The organism is Bartonella sp. AP331QHHD (assembly GCF_042195905.1).
Lineage (GTDB): Bacteria > Pseudomonadota > Alphaproteobacteria > Rhizobiales > Rhizobiaceae > Bartonella.
Window position 1 is genome coordinate 1 of record NZ_JBHIPG010000017.1, and the last position, 15562, is coordinate 15562.

The window sequence follows — 15562 nt, forward strand, 5'->3', positions numbered from 1 at the left end:
GAACCCGTTGCGAGAGAATGCCCCCGTTGAGAAGCGGTTTCGCTTTTCAGACAATGAAGCCATTAAGCGTGTAGAGATCAACTGGTCAGACAATCCGAAGTTTCCTAAGATCTTGAATGAAGCGCGGCTTGATGATCTGAGAAACCGTCCAGAGACCTATAAGCATATCTGGGAAGGGGCTTATCTTACAGCGGTTCAAGGCGCTTATTATCANCAACTGGTCAGACAATCCGAAGTTTCCTAAGATCTTGAATGAAGCGCGGCTTGATGATCTGAGAAACCGTCCAGAGACCTATAAGCATATCTGGGAAGGGGCTTATCTTACAGCGGTTCAAGGTGCTTATTATCAGAAAGAGATGTTGGCAGCCGAGCAGGAGGGGCGGATAGGGCGTGTTGCTCGTGATCCTTTAATGCAGATACGCGCTTTTTGGGACATTGGGGGTACGGGTGCTAAGGCAGATGCCACAGCGATATGGATAGCGCAATTTGTTGGCAGAGAGATCAGAGTGCTTAATTATTACGAAGCACAGGGGCAGCCTTTATCGGAGCATATCGGTTGGTTGCGTCAAAATGGTTATGAGAAGGCATTGATGGTTCTCCCCCATGACGGTGCAACAAGAGACCGTGTACACAATGTGAGTTTTGAGAGTGCTTTAAATGATGCGGGCTTTGAAACGCAGGTCATTCCTAATCAAGGGGCGGGTGCTGTCAAGATGCGAATAGAGGCGGTGCGGCGTATTTTGCCTTCTGTTTGGTTTAATGAAGAGATGACGGTAGCAGGGCGCAAAGCACTGAATTGGTATCATGAGAAATGGGATGAGAAGCGCGGCATTGGTTTGGGTGCAGAGCATGATTGGTCGAGCCATGGGGCGGATGCCTTTGGTTTAATGTGCATTGTCTATGAAGCACCCAGTGTCAAACCCAAGCAAGAGCGTTATTGCACTATGGAAAGAGAAGCGGCATCATGGATGGCATTCTAGATCAAGACTTTCAAAAAACGACAATCCTCGATGAATATGAAATCTATAAGCGTTTAAAGTCTTGGTACGCAGAAGATATTGAACATGTTAATGAATGGCGTGAACAGGCGCGTGAAGATTTTGATTTTTATAATGGTCGTCAATGGGCAGAGGAAGATCTTGCGGTTTTAAAAGAGCAACGCCGTCCTGTCATGACTTTTAACCGCATTGCACCCCTTGTGAATGCTATTGTTGGGGCGGAGCGTAATAATAAGCGCGAAGTACAGTTTCAACCACGGCAAATGGGAGCGGCAATACCCAATGAATTGCTTACTGGAGCAGCAGAATGGTTTCGTGATGAGGCAGAGGCAGAATATGCCGATTCCGATGCTTTTCAGGATATGGTTATTTGCGGTATGGGCTGGACAGATACGCGGCTTGATTATGATACAGATCCCGAAGGGATACCTGCTGTTCAACGTTTAGATCCCTTAAAAATGGTTTGGGATGCCAATGCTGTAAGACCAAATCTCATTGATGCACAGCGTATGTGGTATGTTGATCGCAAATCCGTTGAGGATGCTAAAAGTCTTTTTCCTGATGTTGCTGTTGAAGATCTTAACGCCGATTGGGCTATCGATAGTACAACCGCTTCTGAGGATTCTCATGTGTCGCTTGATGCGTATCAAGATGACTCCAATGCGACGTCTCTCTCAGATCCGTGTTCTGGGAAACGCTATGTTACGCTGGTTGAATGCCGTTGGTTTGAATATGAGACTACTTACAAGGCACCTGATCTTCAAACAGGTCAGATGCGCAACTATAGCAAACAGGAGTTTGAACAGCTTCAAAGGGTAATGCCACAACTAAAAGGGGTGTGTTTTAATAAAAAAGTGGTGAGACGCGCTTTTCTGGGACGACGTCTTTTAGCAAATCCCGATAAGCCATTAGCACCTGATGGGCAACTTGGGTGGGAGTGTATCACGGGCACGCTGGATAAGCTTAAAAACCAGTTTTACGGGATTGTTCGCCCCGCAAAAGATCCACAAAAATGGTCGAATAAATATTTTAGCCAAGTGATGTATATCCTTAATAGCCAGTCTAAGGGCGGCTTGATTGCAGAACGAGGCGCTTTCGATGATGATCGCCAAGCCATGGAAAGCTGGGCGCGAACGGATACGATTACTTGGGTTAAAAATGGCGCGCTTACAGGAGGGAAAATTCAACCAAAGCCAAGTGCACAATTTCCCAATGGATTTTTCCAGCTGTTTAATGAATCGCGTGAAGCGATAACGCATGTAACAGGGTTATCGGCTGAGTTTATCGGAACACGGGAGGTCAACCAAGCCAATGTGCTGGAAAATACACGCCGGCAATCAACGCTTAATTTGCTTGCGGGGCTGTTTGATAATCTCAAGCTTTATCGGTGTAGGCAGGGAAAGATTATCCTTTATCTCATTCAGAATTATCTCTCTGATGGGCGTCTGGTACGTATTTCTGGACAAGAGAATGCGCAGTATGTTCCATTAACACGTGAAGCTGTCACAACGCTTGAATACGACATTATTGTTGATGATTCACCGACAAGCCCCAATGAAAAAGAGAAAACTTTTGCGACAATTACGCAGATGTTGCCGTTGCTTGGTGGGTTCTTAACACCAGAGATGATTCCAGATCTTTTAAAGCTTTCCCCACTACCGGCAACATTGGTAGCAAATTTAACGGCAAAAGCACAGCAGGCACAACAAGAACAACAGCAACAGCAGATGATGCAACAAAGCCAAGGGGCGCAATTAACTCCAGAGCAACAAGCAAAGATTGCTGTTTTACAGCAAGAAGCACAAGCAAAGAGCACACTCTATCAACTTGATGCACAGCAGAAACAAGCGGCATTGCAGCAGAAAAATATCGAACTTTTTTTAAAACAAGAACAAGCGCGCATGCAACTTGAGTTGCAACAGGCAAAAAATGAGATAGCGCAGCGTGATTTAGAACGCAAAGCTTTACAGGCACAGTTGGAACACTATCGAGTTTTGACAAAAAATATAATAGCACATTGAAGGGACAGAATATGGAAGAAGAGTTTACGCCTGAAGAACAAGCAATCTATGATGAACATTTTGCCAGTGATAATGTTGTTGAGTTGGTCGAGCCTGAACAAGTTGAGGAAGTTTTTGATGCAGAGGAAAGTTCTGAACAACCAGCTGTAGAACCACTTCAAGAGCAGCCAAATTCTGATGTAATAGAATCTGATAAACTAGAGCAAGAGCGGCAAGCACGCCAAAAGGCAGAACAAAGCGCCATTGAAGCGCGTGAATTGGCTATTGAACTTGCGCAAAAATATGCTGCAATGCAGGAAGAAATCACGCGCCGCCGTGAGGAAAATGTTCCCTCCCTAGAAGACGACCCACAAGCACATGTTGCATGGCTTAGTCATAAGGTACAGGAACAACAGAAATTGCTTGATGAGTTTTCTCATATGAGAGAGAGCCAAGAGCGCATGAGTCAAGAGGAATATGAACGCCAAAAGTTAGGGGATTATTTCGAGGAAGCCAAAGCGCAGGTACAAGATAAATATCCAGATTTAGACAGTATCACCGATTATCTCTATGAAAGAGCAGACAGTGTCCTACAAGCGCAGGCAGATCTTTATCCACAATGGAAAGACCCCATGGCTCGGCAACAGCAAATTGGTGTTGAATTGCGTCAGATATGCCAACAATGCCAAAAAGCCGGTATAAACCCAATAGAGGTGCTGGTGCAAAAAGCAAAGGCTTTTGGCTATAGTGAAGCACCAATAAAGGATGAAGTGGAAACCCTTCAAGAGCGCTCTCAAGCAGCGCGAACACTTACAGCGCGCAGCGGGCAAGTTCCAACAGGCGGTATGGATGTGAGAACGCTCTTTTCCATGCCGGAAGCGGAATTTGCTGTATGGGTTGAGAAAAATCCCAAAAAATTTGAACAAATTATGAGTAGAGCTTGAAGATGTGCGTGGTGACGCAACAGAGAGAACCAAGTGATTTTTATCGTTTGGGATAGCCGCAAGGCGAGTTTTAAAAACCAAGAAAGGCATTGATTGAAATGGCAGTAACAGAAGTAAAGCTCAATGACCCATTAGCCGTTGGCGTTTGGGCTAAGATACTAAACACAGAAACTTCAAAAGCGTTGCCTATTGCACCGCTGATGGGGGAGAGCAAAAACAGCATTATCCAAGTGTTGGATATGCTAGGGAAAAGTGCTGGTGACTCCGTTACGAGTGGATTACGAGTTCAACTGATGGGGGATGGCGTTAGCGAGGGACAAACGCTGGAAGGCAATGAAGAAGCACTCCAATTTATGAATGAAAAGGTGCACATCAACGAGCTTACTCATGCGGTGCGCATCAAATATGAAGGCTCTATTGATCAACAGCGTGTTCCCTTTAGTTTGCGTCAGGAAGCAAAGGATGGGCTTGTTGATTGGTATGCAGATCGCTTAAGTTTGATGTTCTTCATTCAGGCAGCAGGTTATACAGCACCATGGATGCAGTTTGAAGGACGCAACATAACGCTTAAACCGGTGCATTATGGTTTTAATGCTCCATTAGAGCCAAGCAAATTGCGTGTTATTCGCCCAGCTAAGAAAAAGACTGATGAAGAACTTACAAAAGACGATGTTTTTACATTAGATCTTATAGATCAGGCTGTTGAACGCGCTAAACTTGCTAATCCACGTTTGCGCCCTGTTCGTGTTGATGGAAAATCGGCATATGTGATGTATCTCCACCCAACACAGGTGACCCAATTGCGTACCAATACAAAGAGCGGGCAATGGTTAGACATTACCAAGGCGGCTTATGATGGCTCTGGAGCGAAGAATCCAATTTTTAATGGTTCTTTGGGGATGTATAACGGTGTCATTTTGCGTGAAGCAGAGCATGTCCCTAATGGTGTTAATTCAAAGACACAAGAGCCTGTAACATCTGTTCGTCGTGCTGTTTTGCTTGGTGCGCAAAGTATCATCATGGCTTATGGGCGCATTGGTAATGGTGCAACAGGAGGCAATGGGGAAAATAGTGCGACGCGTTATAAAATTGTTGAAGAACTGTTTGATTATCAACGTGAATTTGGTTTGGCTGCAAAAACCATTATCGGCATGAAAAAGTCACGCTATACCTTGCCGCATTCTGATCAAGGGGGGCAGGATTTTGGTACGATTGTTATCCCTTCTTTTGCCGAAGCAAGCTAATTATTAAAGGATGACAATTATGGCAGAAAAATCGCTAATTACACAGGAACCTGATGAAATCGTTGAAACCATTGAGACTATTGGCATGACAGATGAGGGATTGCCACCTGTTTTGCAGGGACGCAACAACTCTACGCAGCAGGTTAGTTATTTACGGGCACGTGTTAAATGTACAGACCAAGGGTTGATAACGAAAATTGGTGTTCTACCCCGAGGGGCTTTTATAAAAAGTATTACAGCTTATCCCATGGAGGATTTTGAAGATGTAAAAGCTACATTTGGAAAAGAGCCTCATGGTAATGATTATGGAGATATAGGGCTTCGGCAATCTACCGATGGCAATTTGTACCTTCCTATGGAGGAACGAGATGTTCCATTAGAAGCTGAAAGTACGATTTACATGACACGAGACAAGAAAAGCACCAAAGGTGATGCTGAGGTGATTGTTGAGTTTTACACTAATCGTTAAAGGCAAGGGGGCGTTTATTGCTTGCGTCCCCCTCCTATACAAGATGCCCCAAGACATTTGGAAGAGGCTGATATGACAATAATAGTACAGACAGGTGGTCCGATTGGAGACAAACAGACCATTGCTCCTTGGGATAAAAATTTTATCCAGATGTTAAATGATATTCAGGATGAAATAGATGATCAAACAGATGAGTATGTTGATCAAGTGCAAAGGGCGATATTTTCGGCTATTCGCTTTTGTGAACGATTGCCTTTTTATTTCAATGAAAGCCGCGAAGTTGTTTTTACCACTCTAAAGGGCAAAAGCCGTTATGGCGCCGAGGCACATCCCTCTATAACAGGGGCTGTTCGCATTGTTGATGCTTATATTTATGAAGATAATCACAGCAAAGCAAAGCTTTTGCAGGTAGATCCGCTTGTTATTGAGAGCCTTGAGGATGATTGTAGCCATGGCATGCCTACACGCTATGCTTATTTTGAACAAAAGCTTGTCTTGTATCCAACACCAGAGTGCGTTTATTCTATCAGGCTTATTCTTGACCCTGTAAGAATAAAAGATATTGAGAGTGCACAAGAAGCGTCCATATGGTTTTTAGAAGCCTATGAACTGATCAAAACGCGTGCAAAATATGAAATTTATACCAATATTATTAAAGAACCACAGATGGCAGCGGCAGCTTTTGCCATGTTTCAAGAACAACTCGATGCGCTTCAAATTGAAACATCACGGCGCAAGAATTTGTTAAAAATTCAACACACGGATTTCTGATGACCTTTATTCCTATTGCTGAGTATAGACCAGATGTTGCATTTATTAATAGTGGTTATTCTAGTGAGATCGTGAACGTTTTACCTGCACCAAATTCGTATATTCCGTTTCCCATTGTGGCGCCGGTCTCAGATCCTTTTCCGGATGTGATTTTGGGGGTCTATGCGGTGCGCTCATTGGGTGGTGTGCGCATCATTGTGGGGGCACCAACAAAACTTTATGAATATGACAACAGCACGCGCGGCTGGAAAGACATTAGCAAACCTCACACACAATATCACGCCAATGAGACTGCACTTTGGTCTTTTGCCTCCTTTGGTGATCATATCATTGCTGTTAATAGCAATGACCCACCACAAATGCTTTCGTTAAAAACGGATGAAAGGTTTTGTGATTTGAGCGGTAATCCCCCGCGTGCTGGACTTGTGCGTGTGTGGGGTGATTTTGTTTGCCTGATGCAATTAACAGATAAGCCAAACCGTGTTCAGTGGTCCGGTTTGAATGATGCGACACATTGGACGGTTGGGGAGAAAAGTTGCGATTATCAAGATTTTCCCGATGGAGAATATGTTCAAGGGTCTACGGAATCAACAAATCCACTTATTTTTATGCGCTCCGCCATTTATCACGCAACCTTTGTACCAGGCTCTAAAATTATATTTAGTTTTGCAAAAATAAAAGACAAAATAGGTGCGAAAAGCAGCACAGCAATTGCAAGCCGTGGAGACTGTACTTTCTTTGTCTCTGATGATGGTTTTTATCAAATCAACAGTGCTGGTGAAATGCTCCCTATAGGCTTTGGTAAAGTCGATAAAACCATCTTCACACTTTACAATAATTTTGCCATTGATGAGATGAGAGCATGTATTGATCCGGTCTATTTTCGTGTTTATTTTTCTATCAATGATAACACTGAAGGGATGCATATTTATGTTTATGATTGGCTTTTGCAAATATGGAGTGTCATTAAGGGGCAAAACCTTCTCTTATTTCCCCTTTTTGCAGCCGGTTATACATTAGAAGGCTTAGACGAAGTACAAGAGAGCTTGAAAGATTTACCAGCTTCTCTTGATAGTAAGATGTGGCAAAATGGTGCGCCTGTTTTGGGAGCTTTTACGCCAGACAACACATTTGGTTTTTTTGCGGGTCCTCCAATGGAAGCAGTTATTGCTTCACAAATTGTGGGGGATACGGGCAGGCAAATCAACCTGATGAGTGAGGCTTTTGTTCAAGCGGATACAACAAAAGGTTTTTTAAGTGTTGGGGCGGCTTTCATCATTGATAACAAGAACCAATTAAATTGGGCTAAAGAGCGTTATGCCGGCTATAATATTGGGATGTATAATATCCGCTCACGGGCGCGTTATCACGCCTTGCGTCTGAGAATACCAGAAGGCACGCCATGGACACATATAACAGGCTTTGATGTAACGCTGAAACCCGCGGGCATAAGATGAGTTTTAAGATCTATAATACAGAAAAATGGAGCGCTGAACAAATGGCGCCCTATTTTGACAATGTCATAAAATCGATAGCTTATTTTAATCAAAAATTCCCTGATGATTATAATACAGAGACCATTTTAAACGATATTTTGAAGGGAGAAAAAGTTCTTTGGATTATCGTTGATGCGCATGAAAACTTTATGGCGCATGTCACAACACAGTTACAAGAACTCGTCACTGGAGCATTAAGGGCGGTTGTTGTCACGCTTGGTGGAAAGGGAGGAGCACCCTTAACAAAGCTTATCACTCAGATTGAAGCCTATTACAAGAAAAAAGGGGCAAAAGAGCTTGTCATCATAGGCAGGCGAGGGTGGGAAAAATCTCTTAAAACGCATGGATATCTCGTTAATCTTTTAGAATATAGAAAGCAGCTTTAACATGGGAAAAAGTTCTAAACCAATCCAGAATACCCAAAACACGACGCAAACAAATGAACCCCCTGCATGGGCAAAAGGTATTTTTGAACACGCAGCTCAGGATGCCATGACTTTTTATAACCAAGGCAGCGGAAAAGCCGTTTATGACGGGCAGCGTGTTGCGGGTTTAAGTGATCAAACAAAGAATGCGATTAATGGGCTTAGCAATAATACGTATAACTATGATAACAATTATTTAAATGGATTAGCCACAGGGCAAAATTCAACAAGCCAAAACTTAAAGAACATGGCTTCAGGGCAACAAATAGGCAATAACCCTTACTTTGATGAAGCGCTTCAAAACACATTAAATAAGGCAACAAGCTCTATTAATAGTTCATTGGCAGGTGCTGGGCGTTATGGTTCTGGGGCGCATACTGGGGTTTTGGCTAATGAATTGGGGGGCATAGCAACACAAGCTCTATCACAGCAATATAACCAAGATGTCAACAATATGATGAATGCCAATGGTCTCATTGATCAAGCAAACCAAAATCAGTTGGCGGGTGCCAATAACTTCTTTCAAGGTCAAGGTCAGGCAAATCTTAATGCGTTGACGGGAGGGAGTGTACTTGATGCCAATCATCAACGGCAATTAGATGAAGAGCGGCAAAAATGGGAGCAGCAGAACAATCTTGATTGGGACCAGTTAAGTAAGTTGCTTACAGCTGGTGGGGCTGTTGCTGGAAATTATGGAACGCGAACAGGACAAATGACGACATTGACTCCACAGCCAAAACCTAATCCGTGGGAGATTGTTGGAAATGTTGGAACTATCCTTGGTACTTTTGCTGGGCTTAGTGATATCAGAGCAAAAGAAAACATCAGAGAAGCTGGGCAGAGAAATGGCTATAAACTCTATGAATACAACTACAAGGGGCATCCAGAGCGCTATCGCGGGGTGATGGCACAGGATGTTTTGAAGTCAAAGCCAGAAGCTGTTTTCTTGCATAAGGCGACAGGTTTTTTGCATGTGGATTATAGCAAGCTTGGCTTTGAGATGGAAAGGGTGCAGTGATGTTTTGGCGAGAAGAATTAAATGCATTAGAGCGTGAAAAAGCTTATAGAAAGCGTAAAGCGTTGGAACTTGCTGCTTTTAGCACAAACTCTTTTGATGTGAGCAATGGGGATAATACTCCACAAAAATTGAGTCCTACAGAGCTTATTCGTGGTTCTCAAGCAGGGACAGAACAAGCTGGGAAAAAAACGCCAGCAGAATTGATTATGTCTACAGATGATTTAAAGCGCCAAATGCCTCCATTGCCGGATGTTTCAAAGGATACTGTTAAGATACAAGAGGTGCCGGAGCAACAAAAACATGACTTCTCAGATCAGGGAGGTGTTGCATCAATGATTCCTCAATCTCCACTTGTTGCGAACATTGATCAGTATAGTGGGGATGAAGCTGGGCGACAGCAAAAAGATGTGATGGATTATATTGCTCAACTTAATGAGAAATCTATAGCGGCAAACTTTTTGAAAAACGATTCTGGAAATGATGAGGAAAAGCTTTTTGATGCACCTATAGGAGAAGAAAAACATTTGAATGCACACTTACCAGAAGAGGAGCATTTAAAAGCAAATGATATGCCAGAACAGGCAACCGATTATGTAAACGCCGTTGGGAACTTTATTCATAAAGATGCAAATCCAAGCAGCTTATGGGAGCGTTTTAGAAAATCAGAATTTTCCGAGCATCTCATGGATTTTTTTGCGGGGTTAGCATCAGGAAAAACACCGCAAGAAAGCTTTTCAAATGCGGCGCTTGTTATGCGGCAGGGCAATAATGTACGTGCTCAAAATAGACCAATTTTTGAGTTTTTACGCTCTAAAGGATACGATGATAAAGACGCACAAGCAATCATGCAATATCCAGATCTTGCCATGAAAGTTATAGGCAACACGTTAAGCCCTCAAGAAGGCTATAGAACATTGACATCAGAAGAAAAGGCAGAGCAAGGATTGCCTGAGGATATGACTTTCCAAGTCTCAACAAGCACAGGGAAAATTATCCCAGTCCAAGGGGGACAACGTTCCACTGCTTCTGGATTAGGGGGAAATACTGATGGCATGCTGTCAAAGCCTGAATCAGGTTATATGTATGTTAAGGATGAAAATGCACTTGGTGGCATACGTGCGGTGCCAATTGCAGGCAGTGGTTCAGAACATAAATTAATTCAAGAACAGAAGGAGGAGGAGCGTAAAAACCAACAAATGCAAATGCGAATTCTGGAAACAGCAGACAGGTCAAATCGTATACTCTCAGCATCTAAAGAATTGCTAAAAACTATTGAGGAACACCCGCATGTTGTTGGTTTCACGGGTTCTATAGGGTCGTTCCTTCCTAATTCTAAGGCAAAAGATTTTGGGCATATGCTCGATTCATTGAAGGCAAGTATCGGGCTTGATGCCTTGAGAAAAGCAAAAGCATTTTCACCAAATGGCGCATCTGGCTTTGGGAATTTGTCTAATATGGAATTGCAAGCATTGCAAAACTCTGTAGCAGCACTGTATCAAGATCTTTCTGCAGAGCAAATGAAGAAATCTTTAAAAACAGTTATTGACACTTTCAATAAATCCAATGCAGCAACGCGCGCAATTCTTTTTGGTGGTGCAGAAGCAACAAACGAGCTCGTTCGAGCCGCCTATGGGCAAGATGCTTATAAGGGAAATCATGCACAGTCAAATGATCCACTAGAAAAACAGATAGAAGCATTGCCGGAAGGCATGTTGTTCGTTGATAGAGATGGACGCATTAAGGAGAAACAAACCAATGGCTGAAGTAATCCCCCTCTTATTAATCGTAAAAACACAAGAGTCATTGGGCATATAAGTGACTATACACCAGAACAACTTCAAGAGCTTTTCGCGAAGAATAAGGAAAGGCTAAGTGGTTCTGTTACAGGAAATAATGGTGCAACAGAGGAAGATGGTCCACATCCAAGTGTTGCGGGTGCTTTTGGATGGGGAGCTCTTCATGGGTTAACTATGGGCTATGATGATGAAATAGCCGGAATATCAGAAGCGGGTCCTATTGCTTATTGGATGGGAGATAAAGAGGCAGTCAAAAAGTATAATGAAGTGACAAAGCGATGGCGTGATTATCAAAGAGCGGCGAACCGAGATCATTTTTATGCATCTCTTGCGGGGAATTTAACGGGTGCTGCGGCACCCGTAATTGCTTCTGCCCTCTTTCCACCCGCGGCAGGGGCTACTGCTGCTGCTCGTGCGGCAATTGGGGCTGATGTTGTGCTGGGAGGTAGAGCTGGTGTTGCAGGAGCACAAATAACCAGTAAAGCTTTAGCAGCAGGAGAAAGGGCGGTGCAATCTGCTTTAGCAGAGGGTGCGGAACGGGCAGCGGCAAAAGCTGCAGGTGAAGCAGCAATGAAAGCAGTAGCAAGTAAAGAGGCGGCAAAATTTAGCTTGGGGCGTGCAGCAAAAACTGGAGCCATTTATGGTGGAATAGCAGGCAGTGGTGAAGGGGAAGGGCTTGCAGATACTCTAATGTCTGCTGGGTTTGGTGCAGGGCTAGGCGTTGCAACACCATTTGTTGCCAGTGGCGTATCAAAAGTGACACCTTTTGTGACAAAATCACTTAAAGCAGCATTGAGAGGACCTATAAGCCCAGCTGAAATGGCAGCAAAAGCAGCGCTAATGCCAGAAAAAGAAGCATTTCAGGTAAGCGATAGAGCGCTTAGGGATGTAAGCCAAACTTTAGGGGATGAAGGTGTTGATAAGCTTGAAAGGGCATTAAAACAGCGAGGTCCTGATTCAATGATTATTGATCTTCATGATGGGCTTGCTAAAAGAGCTTTTAAGGCAGCAAAAAAAGACCATGATACATATTCGCTCATAAGTAATCGTTTGAATGAAAGGCAAGATGCGAGTGCACTGCGGGTAAAGGATGCGTTGACAGATGTGATGGGTCCAAAAGTAGATACGCTTAATTTAAAGCAAGAGATTATCAAACAAGCACAGAACAAGGCTGAACCATTTTATGAGAGGGCGAAAGCTTCTCCTATTTCTAATGCTGTCAGTAAAGATTTATCGCGGTTGCAAGAAATTCCTGCCTTCCAAAAAGCCTATAAAAAAGCAATTGCGCGAATGCCAAATGAAGCGGATGCAACAGTTATAGGGAGCAATGGATATCCAAAGCTGAATATGCGAATTTTACATAAGATGAAAGAGGTTTTGGATGATCAAATTAAGTCTGCACGTATCAAAGGAAAATGGGGATATGCTCGAGATTTGACTGATTTCAAACAACGCATTCTGGACGTTTTGGATACATCATCTCCAGAATATATTAAGGCACGGAAAATTTATTATGACGAGCGTACTATCGGTAATGCTTTGGAGCAAGGAAAAAAAGCACTGAATAAGAGTGTTGATCTTGATACAATCAACAGACAACTTTCAGATTTGGGGTTGATGGAAAAAGATGCGTTTCAAAAAGGTGTACGGTCACAAATAGAAACTGCGGCAGGCAATGCACAGAATTTTGACCACAATCTTTTGAGTTTGTTTGACACAAAAAATGGTCAAGAAAAATTACAGCGTATTTTTGGTGAGGATAAAGCCAAGCAACTTATGAAAGTGTTGCAACCAGAAGTGGAAAGAACAAAGCTTTTTGCACGATTGCCAAACCATATAGGTGAAGTGGAAGAGAGGGGGGCACAACAGACTATGGGTGTAGGAAAGATTGCTTTCATCAAGGCAGTTGTAAAAAATTTCTTAGAGAAATTTGGACGCAAATTCTCAAGCGTCCATAAAGATACTGAGAGAGATATTGCAGCGCTTATAACAGCGCGGGAAAAAGGAGATTTTGGGTTAGCAAGAGAAAAAGCCGTTGAATTAATTAAGACGTTTCATGAAGCAGAAAAGAAACGCTTAATAACCAAAGAAGACCACACAAAATTCTTCAATTTTATTGGCATTCTTTTGAATAGCAGTGCTGATAGAACGGTTATAAACTAATGATCAATTTTCATCCCAAAGTGAAGCGTGCCATTTCACAGGCAGCACAAAAATATGGTTTGCCAGAAAGCTTTCTTGAACGTGTTGCTATGATAGAAAGTAATGGTAATCCAAATGCAAAAAATAAGAACAGCAGTGCAGGGGGGCTGTATCAATTTCTCGATTCAACAGCAAAACACTATCAACTCAATAACAAGTTTGATCCCTTTCAAGCAACCGATGCTATGGCACGGTTAACGAAGGATAATACACGTTATTTAGTCACAGCATTAGGCAGAGCGCCGTCAGAAGCAGAGCTTTATCTCGCACACCAACAAGGACCAGCAGGGGCAGTAAAGCTTATCAAAAATCCACATATTCCAGCGAGCCAGCTTTTAGGTCGACAGGCAGTCACACTCAACGGTGGTAACATGGAAGCTACAGCAGGGGATTTTATGAATCATATTTATGGGCTTTATAATAAAACGGGAGATGCTTTGAAGAGAACGATACAGCAAAACCAAAGCAATGGACAAGCAGCACCAAACGAGGTGGGTCCTTTGCGTGGGTTTGAGAGGCTTCAAAAGACACTTCAAGGTAATCAAGTGGGTCAAGGTGATCAAGGGGGCAACCAATTGATGGCATATGACACGCCATTCCCAAACAGAATGATGGCACCTGAAAGCAGAGACAATTTAACAGGACAGATTATGGAAACCACACCATTGCAAGCACAAGGTATTGATGCAGGTGCTCTTAAAAAGGGCTTTTCCGGTTTGCTTCATTTAATGAGAGAGAATGGAGAACGACAAAAACAGCAGGCACAGATGGTACAGCAACAAATGTTACAGCAACCAGTCATGGCGGGTTTCTCACAATCGACTGGGAGCCCGACAGATTTAACACCTCTTATTGATCCCTCTAGGCGGCAATCTGTTGGTTCCTATGGGCGGCAAAAAGAAGAGCAATTGCGCGAAGAGCTATTAAGAAGAACGGGGGCTTATCATGTCTGATATTTATGACTGGTCACTCACAGCTGATCAAAATGCCAATTCCGATAGTATCATTAATTGGGCAGAAGGGCAGCCGCCTAGTTCTGTTAATGATAGTGCGCGGGTCATGATGCAGCGTATACGTGAATATCTTGCCGATAATGGTGGTTCTCTTGACTCAAAGTTTATTGTGAATGGAAAGGAACAAACAACATCAATCACGTTGACGACGGTGTCGCCGATAGCGAAATATAAAAACGATATCATTATCCGCTTTAAGGCGCGTGGTATAAATATTGGTACGACAACAATAAACATGAATAATATAGGAGCAAAGCCACTCTATAAAGCCACCAGCACGGGGATAGTACCATTGATAGGTGGTGAGTTACAAACGGGCGGTATTTATGAAATAGTCTATAATGATGGCGTATCAACAAAAGGTCTTGATGGCTGGTATCTTTTAAACCCTACCCCCATTCCACCACCGAAGGTCGAAACCTTTCCTTGTGGTTTTATTGCGACCTTTGCTATGCAAGAAGTCCCAAACGGCTGGCTTTTATGTGATGGCGCTACTTATGAACGCAAGGATTATCCGCAATTATTCAAGGCGATAGGGGATAAATGGGGAAAAAACAGCGATACAACCTTTAAAGTTCCAGACTTTAGAGGAGTGTTTTTGCGCGGCTTTGATAATGGGCGCGGTTTAGATCAAAATAGAGACTTCGCAGAGGTGCAAAAAGACAGCATTAAATCTCATACACATGCTTGTACCATTGAAGAGGCAGGTCAACATACGCATAAGCATGATTATTCTATGGTTACAAGAGTTGGTCAAATAGGTGGCAGAAATCCTGCTTTTGGTAATTCATATTATACAAAAGATACACAACCTGCTGGAGTGCACACGCATAAGGTAACTATTTCTTCAACGGGCGAGGCAGAAACACGCCCTGTTAATGTACCGGTTGTTTATGCCATAAAATCGTGAGTTTTTCAAATGATCAATAATCCGTCTGCTATTGATGATATTGCGGACGCGGAGCAAATCCGCGTCCTTTTTTATGCAAGCAATCGAATGGTTCATGCACCCTTAAATAAGGTACTTGATCTTGTCAAAAGCGACATACAGCATGATCTTTTAAGCGCTTTGGCAGAATATAAAGAAGCGACAGATCAACGCATAGAGATCATGCAAAAACTGATTGATGAATTGCAGTCCTCTCTCTCACACAACAAGACAACGAACTGATTAAGGAATGAAACG

At 43.0% G+C, this 15562-nt stretch carries 13 protein-coding genes and 2 pseudogenes; all 15 read left to right on the top strand.

Annotation, left to right across the window (positions count from 1 at the left end):
- Window positions 1-79, top strand: a pseudogene (locus ACFIMS_RS01730) (terminase); the annotation flags it as partial.
- Window positions 80-215: 136 nt separating this feature from the next.
- A pseudogene (locus ACFIMS_RS01735) lies at window positions 216-980 on the top strand (PBSX family phage terminase large subunit); the annotation flags it as partial.
- Complete coding sequence (locus tag ACFIMS_RS01740) at window positions 965-3019, top strand: portal protein (protein ID WP_375676908.1); 2055 nt, start codon at window positions 965-967, stop codon at window positions 3017-3019. The pseudogene ACFIMS_RS01735 and the gene ACFIMS_RS01740, both read left to right, overlap by 16 nt.
- A gap of 11 nt (window positions 3020-3030) precedes the next feature.
- Window positions 3031-3942 (top strand): hypothetical protein, encoded by a 912-nt coding sequence (locus tag ACFIMS_RS01745; RefSeq protein ID WP_375696323.1) that lies wholly within the window; start codon window positions 3031-3033, stop codon window positions 3940-3942.
- Window positions 3943-4040: 98 nt separating this feature from the next.
- Window positions 4041-5186, top strand: coding sequence for a N4-gp56 family major capsid protein (locus ACFIMS_RS01750; RefSeq protein ID WP_375610773.1), 1146 nt, complete (start codon window positions 4041-4043; stop codon window positions 5184-5186).
- Window positions 5187-5205: 19 nt separating this feature from the next.
- Entirely contained in the window at window positions 5206-5655 is a 450-nt protein-coding gene (locus tag ACFIMS_RS01755) for a hypothetical protein (protein ID WP_375696324.1), read from the top strand.
- A gap of 72 nt (window positions 5656-5727) precedes the next feature.
- A complete protein-coding gene (locus ACFIMS_RS01760; protein ID WP_375696325.1) occupies window positions 5728-6426 on the top strand; it encodes a hypothetical protein in 699 nt (232 codons plus the stop codon).
- Window positions 6426-7883 carry a hypothetical protein gene (locus ACFIMS_RS01765; protein WP_375696326.1) on the top strand — a complete coding sequence of 486 codons (1458 nt, stop codon included), beginning with the start codon at window positions 6426-6428 and terminating at the stop codon, window positions 7881-7883. The genes ACFIMS_RS01760 and ACFIMS_RS01765 overlap by 1 nt, the downstream gene beginning before the upstream one ends.
- Window positions 7884-7924: 41 nt before the next feature.
- A complete protein-coding gene (locus tag ACFIMS_RS01770; RefSeq protein WP_375612500.1) occupies window positions 7925-8308 on the top strand; it encodes a hypothetical protein in 384 nt (127 codons plus the stop codon).
- 1 nt (window position 8309) lies between these two features.
- On the top strand, window positions 8310-9365 hold the full coding sequence (locus tag ACFIMS_RS01775) for a tail fiber domain-containing protein (RefSeq protein WP_375627860.1): 1056 nt from the start codon (window positions 8310-8312) through the stop codon (window positions 9363-9365).
- Window positions 9365-11128 (top strand): hypothetical protein, encoded by a 1764-nt coding sequence (locus ACFIMS_RS01780; protein WP_375696327.1) that lies wholly within the window; start codon window positions 9365-9367, stop codon window positions 11126-11128. The genes ACFIMS_RS01775 and ACFIMS_RS01780 overlap by 1 nt, the downstream gene beginning before the upstream one ends.
- 207 nt (window positions 11129-11335) lie before the next feature.
- Window positions 11336-13324: a hypothetical protein gene (locus tag ACFIMS_RS01785; RefSeq protein ID WP_375696328.1), complete on the top strand. Its 1989-nt coding sequence runs from the start codon at window positions 11336-11338 to the stop codon at window positions 13322-13324.
- Complete coding sequence (locus ACFIMS_RS01790; RefSeq protein ID WP_375675148.1) at window positions 13324-14316, top strand: transglycosylase SLT domain-containing protein; 993 nt, start codon at window positions 13324-13326, stop codon at window positions 14314-14316. Before ACFIMS_RS01785 ends, ACFIMS_RS01790 begins: the two co-directional genes overlap by 1 nt.
- A complete protein-coding gene (locus tag ACFIMS_RS01795) occupies window positions 14309-15286 on the top strand; it encodes a tail fiber protein (protein ID WP_375696329.1) in 978 nt (325 codons plus the stop codon). Before ACFIMS_RS01790 ends, ACFIMS_RS01795 begins: the two co-directional genes overlap by 8 nt.
- 9 nt (window positions 15287-15295) lie before the next feature.
- Window positions 15296-15547 carry a hypothetical protein gene (locus ACFIMS_RS01800; RefSeq protein WP_375610781.1) on the top strand — a complete coding sequence of 84 codons (252 nt, stop codon included), beginning with the start codon at window positions 15296-15298 and terminating at the stop codon, window positions 15545-15547.
- Window positions 15548-15562: the final 15 nt, after the last annotated feature.